At 45.4% G+C, this 19,070-nt stretch carries 22 protein-coding genes; 9 read left to right on the top strand and 13 right to left on the bottom strand.

The window, feature by feature from the left end; genetic code table 11:
* The first annotated feature begins 49 nt into the window (after nt 1–49).
* Genes KHO06_RS01100 through KHO06_RS01080 form a run of 5 tightly spaced genes read left to right on the top strand, consistent with a single transcriptional unit; the run spans nt 50 to nt 4,358 of the window.
* Nucleotides 50–1,105: a glycosyltransferase family 9 protein gene (locus KHO06_RS01100; RefSeq protein ID WP_069542510.1), complete on the top strand. Its 1,056-nt coding sequence runs from the start codon at nt 50–52 to the stop codon at nt 1,103–1,105.
* Between the two features lie 38 nt (nt 1,106–1,143).
* The gene (locus KHO06_RS01095) at nt 1,144–1,926 is read left to right on the top strand and encodes a glycosyltransferase family 2 protein (RefSeq protein ID WP_212581967.1); all 783 of its coding nucleotides are present in this window, start codon (nt 1,144–1,146) and stop codon (nt 1,924–1,926) included.
* Nucleotide 1,927: 1 nt separating this feature from the next.
* On the top strand, nt 1,928–2,959 hold the full coding sequence (locus KHO06_RS01090; RefSeq protein ID WP_009707936.1) for a glycosyltransferase family 4 protein: 1,032 nt from the start codon (nt 1,928–1,930) through the stop codon (nt 2,957–2,959).
* Nucleotides 2,956–3,435 (top strand): pantetheine-phosphate adenylyltransferase, encoded by a 480-nt coding sequence (gene coaD, locus KHO06_RS01085; protein WP_005428202.1) that lies wholly within the window; start codon nt 2,956–2,958, stop codon nt 3,433–3,435. The genes KHO06_RS01090 and coaD overlap by 4 nt, the downstream gene beginning before the upstream one ends.
* Nucleotides 3,432–4,358 carry a glycosyl transferase family 90 gene (locus KHO06_RS01080; RefSeq protein ID WP_005428228.1) on the top strand — a complete coding sequence of 309 codons (927 nt, stop codon included), beginning with the start codon at nt 3,432–3,434 and terminating at the stop codon, nt 4,356–4,358. Before coaD ends, KHO06_RS01080 begins: the two co-directional genes overlap by 4 nt.
* A gap of 23 nt (nt 4,359–4,381) precedes the next feature.
* Here KHO06_RS01080 and mutM read toward each other — a convergent pair whose 3' ends face one another.
* The 6 genes from mutM to KHO06_RS01050 form a co-directional block, all read right to left on the bottom strand.
* Complete coding sequence (mutM, locus tag KHO06_RS01075) at nt 4,382–5,191, bottom strand: bifunctional DNA-formamidopyrimidine glycosylase/DNA-(apurinic or apyrimidinic site) lyase (RefSeq protein WP_212581966.1); 810 nt, start codon at nt 5,189–5,191, stop codon at nt 4,382–4,384.
* Between the two features lie 134 nt (nt 5,192–5,325).
* Nucleotides 5,326–5,802 carry a hypothetical protein gene (locus tag KHO06_RS01070; protein ID WP_047480269.1) on the bottom strand — a complete coding sequence of 159 codons (477 nt, stop codon included), beginning with the start codon at nt 5,800–5,802 and terminating at the stop codon, nt 5,326–5,328.
* Between the two features lie 165 nt (nt 5,803–5,967).
* Complete coding sequence (rpmG, locus tag KHO06_RS01065; protein WP_004410866.1) at nt 5,968–6,138, bottom strand: 50S ribosomal protein L33; 171 nt, start codon at nt 6,136–6,138, stop codon at nt 5,968–5,970.
* Nucleotides 6,139–6,151: 13 nt separating this feature from the next.
* Nucleotides 6,152–6,388 carry a 50S ribosomal protein L28 gene (rpmB, locus tag KHO06_RS01060; RefSeq protein ID WP_005384783.1) on the bottom strand — a complete coding sequence of 79 codons (237 nt, stop codon included), beginning with the start codon at nt 6,386–6,388 and terminating at the stop codon, nt 6,152–6,154.
* A 303-nt stretch (nt 6,389–6,691) separates the two neighbouring features.
* Nucleotides 6,692–7,366 carry a DNA repair protein RadC gene (gene radC / locus KHO06_RS01055; RefSeq protein WP_103410327.1) on the bottom strand — a complete coding sequence of 225 codons (675 nt, stop codon included), beginning with the start codon at nt 7,364–7,366 and terminating at the stop codon, nt 6,692–6,694.
* Between the two features lie 113 nt (nt 7,367–7,479).
* A complete protein-coding gene (locus KHO06_RS01050) occupies nt 7,480–9,153 on the bottom strand; it encodes a methyl-accepting chemotaxis protein (RefSeq protein WP_005434404.1) in 1,674 nt (557 codons plus the stop codon).
* A gap of 207 nt (nt 9,154–9,360) precedes the next feature.
* Between KHO06_RS01050 and coaBC the strand changes: the two genes are divergently transcribed.
* From coaBC to KHO06_RS01035, 3 genes are all read left to right on the top strand, one after another.
* On the top strand, nt 9,361–10,563 hold the full coding sequence (coaBC, locus tag KHO06_RS01045) for a bifunctional phosphopantothenoylcysteine decarboxylase/phosphopantothenate--cysteine ligase CoaBC (RefSeq protein ID WP_212581965.1): 1,203 nt from the start codon (nt 9,361–9,363) through the stop codon (nt 10,561–10,563).
* Nucleotides 10,564–10,732: 169 nt separating this feature from the next.
* The gene (gene slmA / locus KHO06_RS01040; protein ID WP_005434407.1) at nt 10,733–11,323 is read left to right on the top strand and encodes a nucleoid occlusion factor SlmA; all 591 of its coding nucleotides are present in this window, start codon (nt 10,733–10,735) and stop codon (nt 11,321–11,323) included.
* Nucleotides 11,324–11,328: 5 nt separating this feature from the next.
* On the top strand, nt 11,329–12,279 hold the full coding sequence (locus KHO06_RS01035; RefSeq protein ID WP_212581964.1) for a Kdo(2)-lipid IV(A) acyltransferase: 951 nt from the start codon (nt 11,329–11,331) through the stop codon (nt 12,277–12,279).
* Between the two features lie 70 nt (nt 12,280–12,349).
* On the opposite strand, the gene pyrE is transcribed toward KHO06_RS01035, so the two are convergent.
* Together pyrE and rph are read right to left on the bottom strand one after the other, a co-directional pair.
* On the bottom strand, nt 12,350–12,991 hold the full coding sequence (gene pyrE, locus KHO06_RS01030; protein ID WP_005379384.1) for an orotate phosphoribosyltransferase: 642 nt from the start codon (nt 12,989–12,991) through the stop codon (nt 12,350–12,352).
* 241 nt (nt 12,992–13,232) lie between these two features.
* Nucleotides 13,233–13,949, bottom strand: a complete 717-nt coding sequence (rph, locus tag KHO06_RS01025; RefSeq protein WP_212581963.1) for a ribonuclease PH — start codon at nt 13,947–13,949, stop codon at nt 13,233–13,235.
* 174 nt (nt 13,950–14,123) lie between these two features.
* Here rph and KHO06_RS01020 point away from each other — a divergent pair, with 174 nt between their 5' ends.
* On the top strand, nt 14,124–14,990 hold the full coding sequence (locus tag KHO06_RS01020; protein WP_045402608.1) for a YicC/YloC family endoribonuclease: 867 nt from the start codon (nt 14,124–14,126) through the stop codon (nt 14,988–14,990).
* A 66-nt stretch (nt 14,991–15,056) separates the two neighbouring features.
* Here KHO06_RS01020 and KHO06_RS01015 read toward each other — a convergent pair whose 3' ends face one another.
* The 5 genes from KHO06_RS01015 to KHO06_RS00995 form a co-directional block, all read right to left on the bottom strand.
* On the bottom strand, nt 15,057–16,010 hold the full coding sequence (locus tag KHO06_RS01015) for a DMT family transporter (RefSeq protein ID WP_212581962.1): 954 nt from the start codon (nt 16,008–16,010) through the stop codon (nt 15,057–15,059).
* A gap of 198 nt (nt 16,011–16,208) precedes the next feature.
* Nucleotides 16,209–16,580 (bottom strand): hypothetical protein, encoded by a 372-nt coding sequence (locus KHO06_RS01010; protein WP_050910382.1) that lies wholly within the window; start codon nt 16,578–16,580, stop codon nt 16,209–16,211.
* Between the two features lie 167 nt (nt 16,581–16,747).
* Nucleotides 16,748–17,173 (bottom strand): phosphate-starvation-inducible PsiE family protein, encoded by a 426-nt coding sequence (locus KHO06_RS01005; RefSeq protein WP_212581961.1) that lies wholly within the window; start codon nt 17,171–17,173, stop codon nt 16,748–16,750.
* A gap of 163 nt (nt 17,174–17,336) precedes the next feature.
* The gene (locus KHO06_RS01000; protein WP_005529144.1) at nt 17,337–18,176 is read right to left on the bottom strand and encodes an ABC transporter ATP-binding protein; all 840 of its coding nucleotides are present in this window, start codon (nt 18,174–18,176) and stop codon (nt 17,337–17,339) included.
* A gap of 36 nt (nt 18,177–18,212) precedes the next feature.
* Nucleotides 18,213–19,070, bottom strand: coding sequence for an ABC transporter ATP-binding protein (locus KHO06_RS00995; protein WP_005430191.1), 858 nt, complete (start codon nt 19,068–19,070; stop codon nt 18,213–18,215).

The following is a 19,070-nucleotide window of genomic DNA, read 5'->3' as shown; positions in this document are numbered from 1 at the left end:
GATGTCTGCATAATTTACCTGCATCTATTTATCTGATCAGACAATAACTATGTTCACTTCTGCCCCTTCTTCACTCTGTATATTGCGTTTATCTGCAATTGGTGACGTTTGTAATACTATCGCGACGGTTCAAGCGATTCAAAAACAATGGCCTGAGACCCATATCACTTGGATTACTGGCAAACTTGAAGCTCAATTGCTACAAGCGATAGATGACGTTGAAGTGATTGTTTTTGATAAAAAAGCAGGACTTGATGGCTACAAGTCATTGTGGAAGCAACTCAAAGGGCGCGAGTTTGATGCTTTGCTTCATATGCAATATGCCATTCGAGCGAGTGTGGCAACGTTAGGTATTAAAGCAAAATACAAACTTGGCTTCTCTTCTGACCGTAGCCAAGACTTTCAGACTTTGTTCACCAATGTCAAAGTTCCTTCACCAAGCTCTTTGCATGTTGCGGATGGTTTAATGGCGTTTGCCAATCAGATTGGAGTACCTCAATCGGAACTATCTTGGTCTTTATCTTACTCAGAAGAGGATAGTACTTGGGCTAAGGCAAAACTAGATAAGGTGAAACCAAACTTGTTATTGGTTCCCGGAGCAAGTAAAGCTTACAAGAACTGGAACGCGAAGGGTTATGTGGATGTCATTAATCATGCGCGAGAGAAAGGCTGGAATGTCATACTAGCGGGCAGTCCTGCAAAGGTCGAAGTTGACCTAGCAAATGAGATTCAAGCTTTGTTGCGTGAACCTTGTTTAAACTTAGTAGGAGAAAGCTCCATCCTACAAATGCTAGCTTTAATTGATACTGTGCAGATGGTGATAGCACCAGATACTGGCCCAGCCCACATGGCGAGTGCAATGAACACACCGATTATTGGTTTATATGCCCATCACAATCCTATTCGAGTAGGCCCTTATCGCTTTTTAAAGTATGCCGTATCTGTATATGAAGAAGTGATTCTTGCAGAAACAGGAAAGACGAGCCAAGAATTAAGTTGGCGAACCCGAGCAAAGGATGAAGCCGCAATGAACCGCATTACAAGCGACCGTGTCGTCGCTATGTTCGACCAAGTCGTAGAAGATTTGTATCCACAATATCAGTAAATTATACCTGTAGAAGATTGTTTAAGAAGGAAACTACCTTGTCTAAACCTACCTTAGCCGTCGCGTTGATCGTTAAAAATGAAGAGAAGCATCTAAAAGCTTGTCTAGACACAGTAAAAGATTGGGTCGATGAGATTGTTCTTCTAGATTCAGGTAGTACTGACACCACTGAAGAGATCGCTAGGCAGTATACTGATAAGTTTTATACCAATTTAGAATGGCCTGGGTTTGGCAAGCAACGCCGGCTTGCTCAAGACTATGTGGAATCGGATTTCGTGCTTTGGTTGGATGCCGATGAGCGTGTTACCGATGAATTACGCGAAGACATACTCAACGCAATCAGCCAACACTGCGATAAAAATATTTATCGTGTGAACCGACTGACGACAGCCTTTGCAAAAGAGATTCGTTACTCAGGCTGGTCACCTGATTGGGTTGTACGTTTATACAAAACATCAGAAACGAAATATAACGACGCGCTCGTTCATGAAAGCGTTGTTATTCCCGATGGCTTTAAAGTTGTTTCATTAAATGGTCGTTTGAAGCATTTTACTTATGAAAAGCTTGGTGAGTACACGCGAAAAACCCAACTGTACATGCAATCTTGGGCAGACCAGCGTGAAGGTAAAAAGTCAGCCTCACTTTTTAGTGCATTTACCCATGGTTTCTTCCGTTTCTTCAAAATGTATATTATTAAACGTGGCTTCTTAGATGGTCGACATGGTTTTTTACTCGCCGTACTAAGTGCAAATACAACCTTTACTCGCTATGCAGACCTGTGGCTGCGTGATTACGTCAAAAAACATAATAAAGAGCAATAACATGAACATTTGCCACGTTAACTTAGCTTCTGGATACCATGGTGGCGAGAATCAGACGCTGCAACTCATTAAGCAGCAAGTGAAGCTCGGCTATCAACTGACAGTTGTTGCAAACCCTAAAAGCCCTTTCGCCGATGCGGTAAAAGCGTTAGGTGTTAAAGTGGTATTAGCGAACCACTTTACCAAAGCACACTCAAAATCTATTACTAAGGATTGTGCTCTGATCCATGTGCATGAAGGACGTGCTATTTATTGGGCTCTGATCCAACATATGCTCTACGGCAAACCATATATTGTCACTCGCCGAATCGACAACGCATTGAAAAAGAAATGGTTGGCAAACTTAGCCTATTCGAAAGCCTCCGCTGTGGTAGGTTTAAGTACTGAAATAGTTCAGAGAGTGAAAGACGCTTACCCAACTTCAGTAACCTACAAAATCCCAAGTTCACCGGTGACATACCCTGCTAACGCTGCAACTGTACAAGCAATTAGAGACCGCTTCGCAGGCAAATTTATAGTGATACATGGAGCAAATATGCTGAAACATAAAGGCTTCAATGTCACTGTCGACGCGGCAAGGCTATTAGAAAAGTCCGCACCCTTTGTTCATTTTTGTTTGCTAGGTGATGGCTCAGAGAGAGAGGCTCTTGAGTCTCAAGCACAAGGCCTAACTAACATCAGTTTCGAGGGCAAACAAAGCAATATGGGTAATTGGTTTGCTGCGGCAGATTTGCAGGTTCATCCTTCTTACACAGAGGGGCTGGGCTCTGTCATTTTGGAGGGTATGGGCTCTGGTTTACCTGTTATAGGTACTAATGCAGGTGGTATCCCTGACATTATCGATCACAATTCAAACGGCTTACTTGTTGAACCAGGTAATGCACAAGAGCTGGCGAACGCAATAATGAAGATCGCTCAAGATGAAAAGCTTCAACAAGAATTCATCGCCAATGGGCAAGAGAAACTGAAGTTATTTGATATCAGCTACACTGCTAACCAATACGTAGATGTTTACGAGAAAGTTTTACGATGAAAAAAGTCATTTACCCAGGAACGTTTGACCCAATCACTAACGGTCACCTAGATATCATTACGCGTGCCGCAAACATGTTTGACCAAATTATTATCGGTGTCGCAGCAAGTCCTTCGAAAAAAACACTGTTTAGCCTAGAAGAACGAGTAAAACTCGTTGAAGCATCAACAGCGCACTTAAGCAATGTATCAACCGCTGGTTTTAGTGGCTTACTGGTTGATTTTGCTCGTGAACAAGAAGCAAATGTACTGGTGCGCGGCCTTAGAACAACTGTCGACTTTGAATACGAATTTGGCCTAACGAGCATGTATCGCAAACTGTTACCAGGTGTTGAGAGCGTGTTCCTGACGCCAGCAGAAGAGTATGCTTTTCTCTCTTCTACCATCGTCCGTGAAGTAGCAATCCATGGCGGTGATGTCGAGCAGTTTGTGCCAAAATGTGTTCATACAGCTATCAAAACAAAGGTAGCCAAATGAGCTTCACTAAATTCAAATACTATTCCAGCAACTCATTAATATCGCTCATTCCCGCCTCGCTTTTTCGACTGTATGCCAAAAGAAAGCTAAAGGCATACGACGAGAATGAGCAAAGTGACATTCAAGCTAGAGTCAAATATTACAACAAGATCATAGAGCAATTTGAAGTAGGCAATAAAGGAACTAAAGTCGGTAGTTTTAAGAAAACTAGTGGGACAACATATTACTTCGATTTACTCAAAGTCATTAAAGGCTTTCCGTCAAACTTCGCTTTTCATTACCTCAACGGTGATGTTCGACACGTCCCAGATGAGCCGACATTTGTGAAAAGTCGCCCCATTAGCGACGATAATGGCAACTCAGTAATATTAAAATTAAATGCAATTCGACACTTTTACTTTGTTCGCGATAAATTGTCATTTGAAGCAAAGAAAAATATGGTGGCTTGGCGTGGTGTAGGATTCCAACCACGTAGACAGGTTGTGTTACAGAAATTTCATGATAATCCAATGTGCAATATTGGCCAGACTCGACCTTTAGATGGAAACCCATGGGAGAAAGAGTTTATGTCAATAGAAGAGCAACTTACTTACAAGTTCCTTCTGGCCATTGAAGGAAATGACGTTGCCACCAACCTTAAATGGGCAATGTCCTCAAATTCACTAGTGCTCATGTCGAAGCCAACTTGCGAAACTTGGTTTATGGAGGGTCGCCTCGAAGCGGGCATTCATTATGTTGAAGTTGCGGATGACTACTCTGATTTAATCGAGAAAATGGAGTACTACATCGCGCATCCAGAAGAAGCGGAAAGCATCATCAAAAACGCTCACGCATGGGTCGATCAGTTCCGAGATCAAAAACGCGAGCGTTTAATTTCTTTATTAGTCGCGAAAAAATACTTCGAGAAATCAGGACAAATGTAATCTTGCCGTTCCGCTCTTAAGTTTTACTTCTGACATTCCCCGCAGAAGAAGGTATTGCGTTGGCCTATCTTTTGTTCTTGGAGAGCTTCGCCGCATTCTGGGCATGGCTCTCCGGCTTTTCCGTAAACTAATAACTCTTGTGCGAAGTAACCTGGTTTGCCGTCTGCTTGGGCAAAGTCTTTCAGTGTGGTTCCGCCTTGCTGAATGGCGATCTCTAGCGTAGCTTTGATGTTCTCTACCAACAATTGCCACTCTTTCTTGGTTAGCTTACCTGCAGGGCGAGTGGGATGAATGCGTGATTTAAACAAAGATTCGTTGGCGTAGATGTTTCCGACTCCGACGACGACTTTGTTGTCCATGATGAACTGCTTAATCGCAACGCGCTTACCTTTGGCTTTCTCTGCTACGTAGTCCGCGTTGAACTCTTCAGTTAAAGGCTCCGGTCCCATATGACCTAAAACTGCATGTGGCTCATTGGGCGCGCTCCACAGCCATGCGCCAAAACGACGTGGATCGTTATAGCGCAGTATCTTTCCATTAGTTAGTTTGAGATCCACATGATCGTGCTTCGCTGGAGGAAAATCAGCATCAAGCACACGCAGTGAACCCGACATGCCTAAGTGAACAATCGCAGTTCCTTCGTCTGTTTCTATCAACAGATACTTAGCACGGCGACTGATACTACGAATCACCTGCCCTTCTAGCTTTTTAAGTTCTTGCGGGATATCCCAACGCAGCTTCGGAGTTCTGAATACAAATGCCTTGATCGTTTGGCCAATCATATGTGGGCTGATGCCCATTCGGCTTACTTCAACTTCAGGTAATTCAGGCATTTGATTCTCCTTACGGCGCTAAGAACTTTGATACTGGATGGTTAGCATAATCGAAAAAAGTTAAGACAAATACAGGTTATGCAAAGGGTTATTGGCAATAACGTTACTTGGTATCAAGCTAGTTAGCTATTAAGTTACTTGGGCATGATGTAGTTGCCATCGACAGAAATCGCAATCCATTTATCTTGCCAGTTTTTAAACAGCCAGAAATCGCCAAGGCGGTAAAAGGTCACTCGCTGTGGTTCTTCGAGACCTTGATACCAAATCTCGATACTCTCTGGAGATGATAAGCGCGGCTTTAGCTGTTCGTATTGCTCAGGAGTCAGCTCTGTACCTTCCAATGACTGCCACCGAGTCACGATCTCTTGTACGGGGATATTGGCTTTAATGTTCGATTGCCATTGGCCATTCTGCTTATCTAATTCCCAACCTGCATAGTAGATAGCACTGACGTCATGATCGGAGCGCAGCAAGTTTGGATAAGGATCCGCGGGTTCTTCAATAAGGTAAGATTTGATCCATGTTGGTGCATTGAGGATCAGCATAAATACGATGATGCCTAGGATAAGAATGTTGTTCCAACGACGGCGACGAGCCGGACTAACACGCATAACGGTTCCTAATCTCATAAGACTAGGGACAAACTATCAAAGCTGGTCAATTTTGACTAGAACAAACGTGGTGAAGGTAAGGTTGAAGTAAAATGAGGAATTTTAGGTAATAAAAAACCCAACTCGAAAGCTGGGTTTTTCAAATCATCAAAGAGATAAAACCAATTATTTGATTTTAGCTTCTTTGTACATAACGTGCTGGCGTACAACTGGATCAAATTTCTTGATCTCAAATTTGCCTGGCATGTTACGCTTGTTCTTATCAGTTGTGTAGAAGTGGCCTGTACCTGCTGAAGATACTAGACGGATTTTCTCACGAACGCCTTTCTTTGCCATTGCCTATTTCCTCTTAAACGTTTTCGCCACGTGCACGCATATCAGCAAGAACAGTATCAATACCCTTCTTGTCGATGATACGCATACCTTTTGCAGATAGGCGTAGTTTAACAAAACGTTTTTCGCTCTCTACCCAGAAACGATGAGTTTGTAGGTTCGGCAGAAAACGACGCTTAGTAGCATTTCGTGCGTGTGAACGGTTGTTACCCGTTACTGGACGCTTACCAGTTACTTGGCATACTCGTGACATGAATGTCTTCTCCAAAATCGTTTCAGCTCGATATCAACCTTGGTGGCCGAACCTCTCTATTTCTTGGAAAGAAGTTAGAGGTTAAGAACCGCTATGGAAAATCCATACAAGGCTATCAAAGGTCGCGCATTATACTAACTTGATATGCATTGCTCAAGACCCGAACAGATCCTTTTTACAGGTTTTCGTGATCTTTTTTTAGACAGCAGGTTTTTTCTAGCAGTCCAAGCTGAATTCAGTTAAAAATTTAGTGGCGAGGATGATAGCAGATTTTTAGCAACTAACAACCTAAAAAACGCACAGTTATATCCAACCTCTTTCGGCAAAAGAGACGCTTTCCCCATCTCCGATAACGAAATGGTCCAAAATTCGAATATCCACCAGCGCTAAAGCGTCGATTAAACGCCGGGTAATCCTTCTATCTGCTTGGCTAGGTTCCGCCACACCTGACGGGTGGTTGTGAGCCAAAATCAATGCAGCGGCGTTGTGGTGCAAGGCGCGTTTGACGACTTCTCTCGGATAAACCGATGCAGCATCGAGTGTTCCTTCGAATAAAATCTCATCTTTTATCACCCGATGTTGGTTATCTAAGAAAAGAATGTAAAAAGCCTCTCTTTGTCGGTCTCTTAATATAGAAGAAAGATAAAGTTTGGTTTGTTCTGGGCTGGTTAACGCATCACCACGCTTTAATGTCTCGGCTAAATAGCGTTGGGTCATTTCCAAAACGGCTTGTAACTGGACGTATTTCGCTTGCCCCAACCCTTTATGTTGGCAAAACTCTTTCTCTGAGGCAGAAAACAACTGACGAAGCGATCCAAAGTCTTGGATCAGAAAGTCCGCTAATTCGATGACGTTCATACCTTGCGTTCCAGTGCGTAGGAAAATAGCGAGCAATTCGGCATCCGACAACGCTTGTGGTCCGCGTTGTAGCAATTTCTCTCTTGGCATGGACTCATTGGGCAAGGTTTTCAGTGTCATTAGGCGGCTCTCTCTATAAGTGAGCACCTATTGCACAAAATAAAAAGCGAAAGTCGAACCTGACTTTCGCTTTTTTCGTTAGCCACTGCTTTTCTATGTAATCGAGCGATCCATCAAAGCTTGAAGTTTCCAACCAGATCGTGAATTTCAGATCCTGATTGCGATAACTGAGTACTGATGCCTTCCGCATGCTGAAGCGTGTCATTAATACGATTCACGATTTGTTGAATCGCCACTAGATTCTGGTTGATGTCTTCAGCGACCGCACTCTGCTCTTCTGCTGCAGAAGCAGTTTGGATACCCATATCTCGGATCGTACCAATAGAATGGTGCACGCCAGATAGCGATTGCTGAATCATAGAGGACTCCTCAACCGTCTTAGCCCCACGCTCTTGGCTCGCCGCCATGGTAGTGACCGCTCTTGATACGCCCGTTTGTAGCTGCTTGAGCATATCGCCAATTTCATGAGTACTGTTCTGCGTTCGACTTGCTAACGAGCGAACCTCATCAGCCACCACGGCAAAACCACGACCTTGTTCACCGGCACGCGCAGCTTCAATCGCTGCATTCAATGCGAGTAAGTTGGTCTGCTCGGCAATTTCTCCAATCACATCGAGCACCTTGGTAATTTGCTCGGTTTGTTGACTCAGTTCGGCAATCGCCTCAGAGGTGCTGTTCACTTCATCGACTAACTTGCTAATGCCATCAATCGCTTGATCGACTTCGCGCTGCGCTTCGGTAACTTGTCCATTCGCATCATCAATCGCCTGCGCCGTTGCATTGGTATTACTTGCGACTTCTTTTGCCGTCATGCTCATTTGCGTTACGGCCGTCACCACCTTATCGGTTTCTAGACAATGGTTTTGCATTTGAGCACTGGCTTGAGAGGTTTGCTGATCCAATTGTCCAGAGACGCTTTGGACTGTATTGGCAGAACGTTGGATGTCCTGCATAAGCGGATGCAGCTTATCCATGAACTCATTAAATGCCGAGGCCACCTCACCGACTTCATCTTTACTTTCGATTTTCAAACGAGCCGTCAGATCACCGCCCCCCGCAGCCACATCTTGTAAAGAAGCGGCAATGTGCTGCAGTGGTTGAATGCCTTTAGACACGATAATACTGGTAAGCACGCTAGTGATAATAAGACCAATGACCGAGATGGTGACCGCAGAGAGCGTATGTTCATTCAACTCTTGTGTGCGCAGTTCACGCTGCATCGCCACTTGCTGATCAATATCATCAATATAGATGCCCGTACCAAGCACCCAGTCCCATTTAGACAAGTACTCGGCATAACCTAATTTTGGTGCTTGCGCATCGATGGTTGGTTTATGCCAAGAGAAATAAAGGAAGCCATCGCCGTTCTTAGATGCATCAATTAGCCCACCAATCACTGCCACGCCATTTTCATCTTTCAAGCCGATAAGGTTTTTACCTTCTAGGGACGGCTTAATCGCATGCAGCGTGTTGACACCTTTCGAATCATAAGCGAAGAAATAACCGTCACTTTCAAAACGCATCGCTTTGAGGATTTCTTTTGCCGCTTGTTTGTTATTGCCGTTTACGTCCGTATCGTAAAGCGGCTTTATCGCTGTAACCCCCATCATCATGTAGGCTTGCAGCTCTTTCTTGCGTGTATCAATTAACTCTTGTCTATCCCGAGCCAATTCCGCTTCTAAGCTATTACTGCCGTTGATGTAATAGACCACCGAGATCAATGTGGTGATCAACAACAAAGGGATCAGAGTCACCAGCAGCAATTTACTTCGACTTTTCAGCACCATCTTATTCCACTACCTCATTATTGTTATTTTTCCCCCTCTATCTTGCAGAGCGGGCAAAGATTGTCTGTGAAGTAAGCAAAAGTTTTATATAAGGCTCAGCAATTAATATTCTGTAGTTTGATATGGATTAGCTTCTCATCAGATTTGCTTGGGCGATGAGAGATTCAGTTGTGCTAAACTCGTCGCCAGAAAAATTGGAGATCTCACATGCAAACACTAGCAGGAAAGAAAATTCTACTCGGCATCAGTGGCGGTATTGCCGCGTATAAATGTGCGGAGCTAACCCGTCGCCTAATAGAAAGAGGCGCGCAAGTTCAAGTAGTGATGACCAAAGCGGCGAAGGAGTTCATTACTCCCTTGACCATGCAGGCAGTCTCTGGGCGTCCGGTGTCGGACAGCTTGTTAGACCCAGCAGCAGAAGCGTCGATGGGTCACATTGAACTGGCAAAATGGGCAGATTTGGTTCTTCTTGCTCCTGCAACTGCAGATTTGATTGCGCGTATGTCGGCAGGCATGGGTAATGATTTGCTCACCACGTTAGTGCTTGCGACAGATTCACCAGTAGCGGTATCTCCGGCAATGAATCAACAGATGTACCGCAATGTCGCAACTCAGGAAAACATCGCGACACTGGCACGCCGTGGTATGCACATCTGGGGCCCTGCAGCTGGTGAGCAAGCATGTGGCGATGTTGGCCCTGGTCGAATGTTAGAGCCAATGCAACTTGTCGGCTTATGTGAGCAGTTCTTCCAACCGAAACTGTTGGCAGGAAAATCGATACTGATCACCGCAGGTCCAACTCGTGAAGCGATTGACCCAGTGCGTTACATTTCTAACCACAGCTCAGGAAAGATGGGCTTTGCACTAGCAAATGCAGCAGCACAACTAGGTGCGAAAGTCACGCTAGTCAGTGGGCCTGTCAGCTTGAACACGCCAGCGGGTGTTGAGCGTATCAATGTTGCGAGTGCACAAGAGATGCATGATGCAGTAATGGCTCACGCGCCTAGCCACGATGCTTTCATTAGCTGCGCCGCCGTAGCCGATTACCGTCCAGAAAACGTGGCGTCTCAAAAGTTGAAAAAGACCGAAAACAACGATCAGATGACCATCAACATGGTCAAAAATCCTGATATCGTAGCGACCGTCGCCAATATGGTAGAGCAACGTCCATTCACAGTTGGGTTCGCAGCTGAAACCAACGATGTCGAGACCTACGCTCGCGGTAAACTGGTAAAGAAAAACCTCGACATGATTTGTGCGAACGATGTTTCTGTTGAAGGCCAAGGTTTTAACAGTAACGACAACGCCATCACTCTATTCTGGCCACAAGGCAAGCAGGCGTTGGCCTTAGAATCCAAAGAAGTACTAAGTTTCAGAATTTTGGAAAAAATGCACGAGTTGATGCCATAACGGTTGAAAATACCACGCGGCTTTCATCGAAAACTGGCACAAATTTGGTACAAACATGACAACTGAGGGTGTTAAAGCTCCCATTACACCCTCACTGGTCTAGTTTGATGCCAAATAGCGTCTTATAATCCCCTCCGCTCAACTTTGTATTTTGAAAGGAAGTAACTAAATGGCCGGCAGTAAAAAATCCAATCGTCGTGAAGAAATCTTGCAAGCGCTCGCGCAGATGCTTGAATCTACAGAAGGCGCTTCACGCATTACTACGGCAAAATTGGCGAAGCAGGTCGGTGTTTCAGAAGCGGCACTTTACCGCCACTTCCCAAGTAAAGCTCGCATGTTTGAAGGCTTGATTGAGTTCATCGAAGAAGCGCTCATGACACGCATCAACCGTATTTTGGATGATGAGAAAGACACACTAGAGCGCATTCGCATGGTAATGCACCTTATTCTGGCATTCTCAGAACGTAACCCAGGTTTGACACGCATTCTTTCTGGCCATGCTCTAATGTTTGAAAATGAGCGTCTACGCGATCGCATCAACCAACTGTTTGAACGTATCGAAACACAGCTTCGTCAGATCCTGCGTGAACGTAAGATCCGTGAAGGCAAATCGTTCCCAGTGGAAGAGCGCATTTTGGCAGCTCAAATCCTAGGACAAGTTGAAGGCAGCTTAAACCGCTTTGTTCGTAGTGATTTCAAATACCAACCAACGGCGAACTTTGACGAGTATTGGGCACTTCTTAGCGCACAAATTAAGTAGAGATTATGAGTAAAGACAAATTCACTAAGCCGGAGTTTTCTCTTTCCCTTCTCCACCCCCGTAACTGGGGCGTTTGGCTCGGCTTTGGCTTTTTGGCTATCGTGGTCAATATCCTTCCATATCGCATGCTGCTATCGTTAGGTCGCACACTTGGCCACCTCGGTATGCGCTACGGCAAAGGTCGTGTCCATGTCGCGACACGTAACCTTGAACTGGCTTTTCCAGATAAAGCGCCTGAAGAGATCCAACACATTGTTGAAGAGAACTTCAAGAATACCGGTATGGCACTGATCGAAACCGGTATCACTTGGTTTTGGCCGACATGGCGTTTCAAAACTCTGATCATTGAGAAAGACCTAGGCGCTCTGCATGAGAAAAATGCAGAAGGCAAAGGCGTATTGCTGTGCTGCGTGCACGCACTTAATCTTGAAATCACGGCACGTGCCTTTGCAGTGCTTGGCGTGGCGGGTTACGGCGCATTTCGTCCGCACAACAACCCTGCGTACAACTTCATTCAGTACTGGGGACGCACACACAACGGTAATAAGCTGATTGATCGTAAAGACGTTAAACAGATGATTCGTGTTCTACGTAGCGGTGAGCGTTTGTTCTACTTACCAGACCACGATTACGGTCGTAACAAGTCGGTATTCGTGCCTTTCTTCGCAGTTGAAGACGCTTGTACTACAACTGGCACCAGCATTCTGGCTTACACGTCTAAGTGCTCGATTATTCCGGGCTCAGGCTTCCGTAATGAAGACGGCAAGTATGAAATCATTGCTGATAAGTGCATTGAGGCCGACTATCCGAAAAAAGACGAAGCTGCAGCAGCGGCTTACATGAATACTTTTGTGGAAGAAGTGATTCTACGCGCACCAGAGCAGTGGATGTGGCTACACAAACGCTACAAGACCATGGCTGATGAAAGTGCGCCAAAAGGCATTCGCTACAAGTAAGTGATAAAGATAAAAGAAAGGGGCTGATGGATATCCACCAGCCCCTTTTTCTTTAATGATGAAAGAACAATTAAATGCCGTATTCCGCGCGGTACGCTTTTACTGCTTCTAGGTGCTCTTTGTCTGTACCTTTCTCTTCAAGGAAAGTCACAAGGTCTGTCAGGCTAACGATTGAGATAATTGCACAACCGAAATCACGCTCCACTTCTTGAATCGCAGATAGCTCACCTTTGCCTTTTTCTTGGCGGTCAATCGCAACTAACACACCTGCTAGGTCCGCACCGTTTGCTTGGATGATTTCCATTGATTCGCGAATCGCGGTACCTGCTGTGATTACGTCATCTACTAGCATGATACGACCTTCAAGCGCCGAGCCTACAAGGTTACCGCCTTCGCCGTGGTCTTTTGCTTCTTTACGGTTGAAGCAGTAAGGCGTGTCGATGTCGTGGTGATCCGCTAGCGCTACTGCTGTTGTCGTCGCGATTGGGATACCTTTGTAAGCAGGGCCAAACAGTACATCAAATTCAATGCCTGAATCTGCAAGTGCTGCTGCGTAAAAACGACCAAGACGAGCTAGGTCACGACCAGTATTGAAAAGACCAGCGTTAAAGAAGTACGGGCTTTTACGGCCAGATTTCAAAGTAAACTCACCAAACTTAAGAACTTCTTTCTCAAGTGCAAACTCAATAAATTCACGCTGGTATGCTTTCATTATTTTCTCTCTAAATGCAGGCTTGGTATCCATATTCCCAAGCAGTTAATAAACACTAATGCGTTATCTCCTAAATAGATGGATTTACAGCTAGGCAGCAAGTTTTTCTATCCCTATGAGCATAGTCTTCTATGTAAATAGGTCGGACTGGCGATCCAGTAGAAAAATGAAGCGAACAACGCTGTAGATTCATATACGACGGAGATAAAAAAAATAGCCCCACTAATGGGAGCTATCTAAATCAATTGGCTAAAGCAGCCTTCTGCGCTGCGACAATTTCCGTAATACCGACTTTCGCCGACTCTAACAGAGCCATCAGCTGCTCATGACTGAACGGTTCACCTTCTGCGGTGCCCTGAATTTCAATCATCTTGCCTTCTTCTGTCATCACAACGTTCATGTCTGTGTCTGCCGCTGAATCTTCAACGTACTCAAGGTCACACAGAACATCATCACCTAGCAAACCAACAGAAACTGCCGCTACGTGGCCTTTCATTGGGTTTGCTTTTAGCTTGCCGCTATCCACTAGGTGTTGGAATGCATCTGCCATTGCAACGCTTGCGCCACTGATAGATGCAGTACGAGTGCCGCCGTCTGCTTGGATAACATCACAGTCAACTGTGATCATGAACTCACCCATCGCTTGTAGATCAACCACAGCGCGTAGGCTACGAGCGATCAAGCGTTGGATTTCCATAGTACGACCGCCTTGCTTACCGTTCGTTGCTTCACGACGAGTACGCGAGTGAGTCGCACGAGGTAGCATGCCGTATTCAGCCGTTACCCAGCCTTTACCTTGACCTTTTAGCCAACGAGGCACAGATTCTTCAACGGTCGCATTACACAACACTTTGGTGTTACCAAATTCAACTAACACTGAGCCCTCAGCGTAAGCTGTGTAGTTACGAGTAATTTTGATTGGGCGAACTTGATCCGCCTTGCGATCGTTTGGACGCATGGACATCTACCTTAAGTAATGAGGAGAAGACGATTTGGTTGGGCGCAGATTATAACGGAATCGATTAAATAAAGCTATCTGGACAATCTCGACTCAGAATAGCAAAGCCACTGCCATCTGGCTGTGCTACTATTGCGGGGTAATTTTCAGCAAATTAGAAGACAGGAAAATTCAATGATTTACAGTATGACAGCGTACGCGCGTAAAGAAGTGAAAGGCGATTGGGGTAGCGCAGTGTGGGAAATCCGCAGTGTAAACCAACGCTACCTAGAAACTTACTTCCGTATGCCAGAGCAGTTCCGTGCTCTTGAACCAGTACTGCGTGAGCGTTTTCGTAAGCGCCTAGCACGCGGCAAAGTAGAATGTAGCCTGCGTTTTGAAGCGAACCCAGCAGCAAAAGCTGAACTAAGCATCAATGAAACACTGGCAAACCAAGTGATCAAAGCCGCTGAGCAAGTGATGCACATGACTGGCGAGCTAAGCCGCATCAACCCATTCCAAGTAATGCAATGGCCTGGCGTGATGGAAACGCCAGAGCAAAACATGGATGAAGTTAACAAAGAACTGCTTACTGCTTTTGACGAAGCAATCAGCGAGTTCATCGAAGCGCGTGGCCGTGAAGGCGACAACATGAAAGCGCTTATCGAGCAACGCCTAGAAGCGATCACATCAGAAGTTGTGAAAGTGCGCGCACGCATGCCAGAAATCCTCGAGTGGCAACGTGAGCGTCTGTTCTCGAAGTTTGAAGATGCGAAAGTAGAGCTAGACCCATCTCGCGTTGAGCAAGAGCTTATCCTTCTGGCACAGAAATCAGACGTAGCAGAAGAGCTAGATCGTCTTGATTCTCACGTGAAAGAAACCACAAACATCCTGAAGAAAGGTGGCGCAGTTGGCCGTCGTCTAGATTTCATGATGCAAGAGTTCAACCGTGAGTCGAACACGCTAGCGTCAAAATCTATCAGCACAGACATCACCGCATCAGGTGTTGAACTGAAAGTTCTGATTGAGCAAATGCGTGAACAAATTCAGAACATCGAATAACAGACCTTTCGATTTATCTTCTAAAGCCCTGCATTGCAGGGCTTTTTTAATAAACTTTAGTCTGTGTTAGGCATTGAGATTCTTCATACAATGCTCACATAGCATCGGCTTTGACTCTGCAGATTTAAGGCGAAAGCGCTGCCAGAAAGCAGGCTCAGCTTTAGTCACAAAAATACCGCCAAGTAATGGCAGCAGCAGAGCGACCGAAACCAACGACAAACTGTTACCCGCGATCCATGTTGAAAGACTCAGCGCAATCAACGGGAAAAACAGAAAACAGATCGAAGCGGTAAACGGCGTCGACACTTGCCCAAGTTTAAAGTACGCTACAATGCCACCTACGCTGGCAAACATACCAAGGTAAATCACCGCGGTAATCGAATCTATTGAGAACTGAGAAATGTCTGGCCGTTCAACAAGCAATGAGGTGATAAACAACAGTACGGAAGCGACAAAGCTCGGAAAGGCGTTGTAAGTCAGTACAGGAATGCCCTTGCAGAACTTTTCGACAAACACATACATCACCGAATGAATTGCGACCGCCCCACCTAAAGCGAGAAAGCCCAGTAGATAATCCTCGCCACCTAAACTCATCTCTTTAGCCAGAATCAGAATTAAGCTCAGAACCGCCACCAAAAGGCCCGCAATCTGCAATTTCCGCAACCTAAGCCCAAGGAACAAGCTCGATGTCATCATGACTGCGATTGGCATATTGGCGAAGATGATCGAAGCAAGACCTGATGAAATGTACTGTTCGCCAAAAATCATCAAGGTAAATGGAATCGCGAAATAGAAAATCGCGACCACGAACATCCAAAATACTTTTCCCTTAGGAAAGAACAGGGGCTGATTGAGGTGTTTCGCCAACATGATTAATAGCGGTGCTGCGATTAAAAAGCGCAGTCCGGTAGCAAAAATGGGCGGAATAGTTCGCACCGCCACTTCCATCGCAAACCACGTGGTGCCCCAAATTAAACACACAGACACAAACAAGATGATCGGTAAATGCTTATGCGTCATGGCGACCTCCCGCTTGTCGGTTGATAACAAGGTTTGGTAGGTGCGCAGCAAGGTGCACGGTACGAGCAATTAGATTGATTTTCATTTTTCATTCCCATCACAGGATGGTGCAAATAGAGAGCTATTCACACGCATAACAAATTCACACGGCAATTCGTGCAGTAACATTGTTGGCAGCGATACGCTGCGAGATAGGAATTAAGCTATCGGAGGACGATAGTGAGAGTGCATGTCTGCACTGGTGTAGAGCGCGGCTTTACTTACCGCCATTTCATCTCGGAATGGAGCCTCATAAGATCTTGGCTGAGTTTCAACAACAGCCGTACCCGATGCGTGGCCATGGGAGCAACACTGCTTTTCAAAGCATGTTCCGCCAGGTTCACAACAACCCGGTTCGTCCTGTTTAGCTGAACCAAAGGTTAAATCACAGTAGCTAATATGCAGAGACTCAGCCGTCGTGATGTGGCTCACTGTTGATGATATTTCTGCACGAGCGATACCGCTTGAAAGCGCAAATGCAATCAAGACACTCAACAGAAAATAAATTGTCGATGTGCTTTTCGCCAACATCACAATATCTCATCAGAACAGGTAAAAAGGTTATTGTGAAGATACTCATCAATTAGACAAGAAACAAGATGGCTTGAGATGACTTTACACTTTTTTACCCCAATGCCATTTAGATGTGATTCCCCTTCACACAAAAAATTAAGCCTCGCACTGAGCGAGGCTTAACATCATTCGTCTTTTTCGGCGGTTTGATTATCGATATACGGCCAATAATGGTGGCCAAGTCGAATAACCAAGGTTGCAGCCGCCAGAATAAATGCCGCTAAAGAAAGCCATACGATCATCACGGAGTCGAGCTCTTTCATACCTAAAGTGATATAACGAGCAATCGCCATCATGGCAATGTAGATCGGGTATCGGACCGGTATTTTACCGTTCATCACAAACTGCCCGACCATGGCCAGCACTTCCAGATAGATGAACATCAATAGGATGTCATCAAGTGACACGCGCTTTTGCACATATATATGGACAAACTCTTCAACCATCGCCCACACCGTCGCCAGAGTGATGGCAACCAAAAGTACGGCTTCAAGTAGGTGAAACAGCTTCAGAAATGGACGACTGAATGATTTAGGTAAATGCGACGGCATAGTCAACTATCCAAAAAAATCAAAGGAATAAGCTTGCAGTGTAGCACGCTCTTTTCAAGAAGCTGAAGACGCGTTCTCCCTCCGGTTAGAAAAATACGCTCATAATAAAAACGCTCCAACTAAGTGGAGCGTTTTCGATGATTATTTTAATCGGAGGATGGCATTACGCCACTTGCTGCTTTTTTTCTGCTAAGCGCTTTTTCTTGCGATACTTCGGATGAGTAATTGGGATCGCAGAGAGGAGCTTCTTGGTGTAGTCATTTTGAGGATTCGCGTAGATTTCTTTCGCGTTACCCGCTTCGACTACCTTACCAAAATACATCACCGCCACTTTGTCAGAGACATGCTTCACGACAGACAAATCATGAGAGATAAAGATAATTGCTAAATTCATCTCTTGTTGCAGTTGAAGCAATAAGTTTAGGATTTGCGCCTGAACCGATACGTCCAGTGCCGACACCGATTCATCACAAATCAGCAACTTAGGCTTAAGCGCAATCGCACGTGCAATACCAATACGCTGACGCTGACCACCTGAAAACTCATGCGGATAGCGGTTCACTGCGGTTTCTGGCAAGCCAACTTTAACCAGTAGCTCTTTCACCCATTGCTTACGCTCTGCAGAAGTACCGATATTGTGAATCACATACGGCTCTTCGAGAATCATGCCAATGGTATGACGTTGGTTGAGTGATTCCATTGGGTCTTGAAAGACAATCTGCATGTCTTTACGCAGTGAGCGCATTTCTTTGACAGAAAACTTGGTGATGTCTTTACCTTCAAAGAAAATCTTACCTTCCGTTGGCTCGTACAACTTGAGAATCGTGCGGCCAAGGGTACTCTTACCACAACCAGACTCACCTACTAGGCCAAGGGTTTCCCCCTCACCTACTGATAGCGACACACCATCCACCGCTTTGATGGTGTAGCCTTTCTTAAACAGTCCTTTACCAGATACAAAGTGCTGCTTAAGATTTTCAATTCTTAATACTTCTTTGGCCATAACATCCTCTTTTATGACTTGTTCACTTTGCACCAGTTAGCTAGCAAACATGCTGGCATCGATCGGTTTAATGTCGATCATTTGCTTAGGCTCGTTATCTAAGCTTGGCATCAAGCCCATCAAACGTTCAGTGTATGGGTGTTGCGGGTTATCGAATAGCTCGAAAATCTCTGCCTTTTCAACAATACGACCACCATACATCACTGCCACGTCATCACACACTTCAGCAACTACACCAAGATCGTGGGTAATGAAGATCATCGCCATGCCCGTTTCTTCTTGCAGCTCGTTCATTAGTTCAAGAATAGACGCCTGTACCGTTACATCCAGTGCAGTGGTTGGCTCATCACAGATCAGAATATCGGGTTTACACGCCAACGCCATGGCGATCATCACACGCTGACGCATGCCGCCAGACAGATTGTGTGGATACTCATTCAAGCGCTTTTCTGGCATTGGGATTTTCACTTTCGCCAACATTTCAATAGCGTAAGCTTCACGTTCTTTCTTATCCAACTCAGGACGGTGTAGCTCTAACACCTCACAAAGCTGACGACCAATAGAATGCACTGGGTTAAGCGCCGTCATTGGATCCTGGAAGATGATTGAAATGCGATCACCGCGCATGGCATACATTTCTTCTGCCGGCAGTGTCACCAAGTTTGTACCGCGGTAATCAACCTCACCATTGACAATATTACCGTAAGGTTTCGGCAGCAAACCCATGATGGACATGGAGGTCACACTCTTACCACTGCCCGATTCGCCTACAAGGCCAAGGGTACGCCCAGCGCGAACATCAAAGTTCACGCCATGCAGTACTTTCACTGGGCCGTCATCAGTAGTGAATTCGACTTCTAGGTCTTTAACACTCAGGATTACATCGTTTTCCAT

Source organism: Vibrio sp. B1FIG11, assembly GCF_905175335.1.
Classification (GTDB): Bacteria; Pseudomonadota; Gammaproteobacteria; order Enterobacterales; family Vibrionaceae; genus Vibrio; species Vibrio campbellii.
This window is presented reverse-complemented; position numbering and strand designations above follow the sequence as displayed.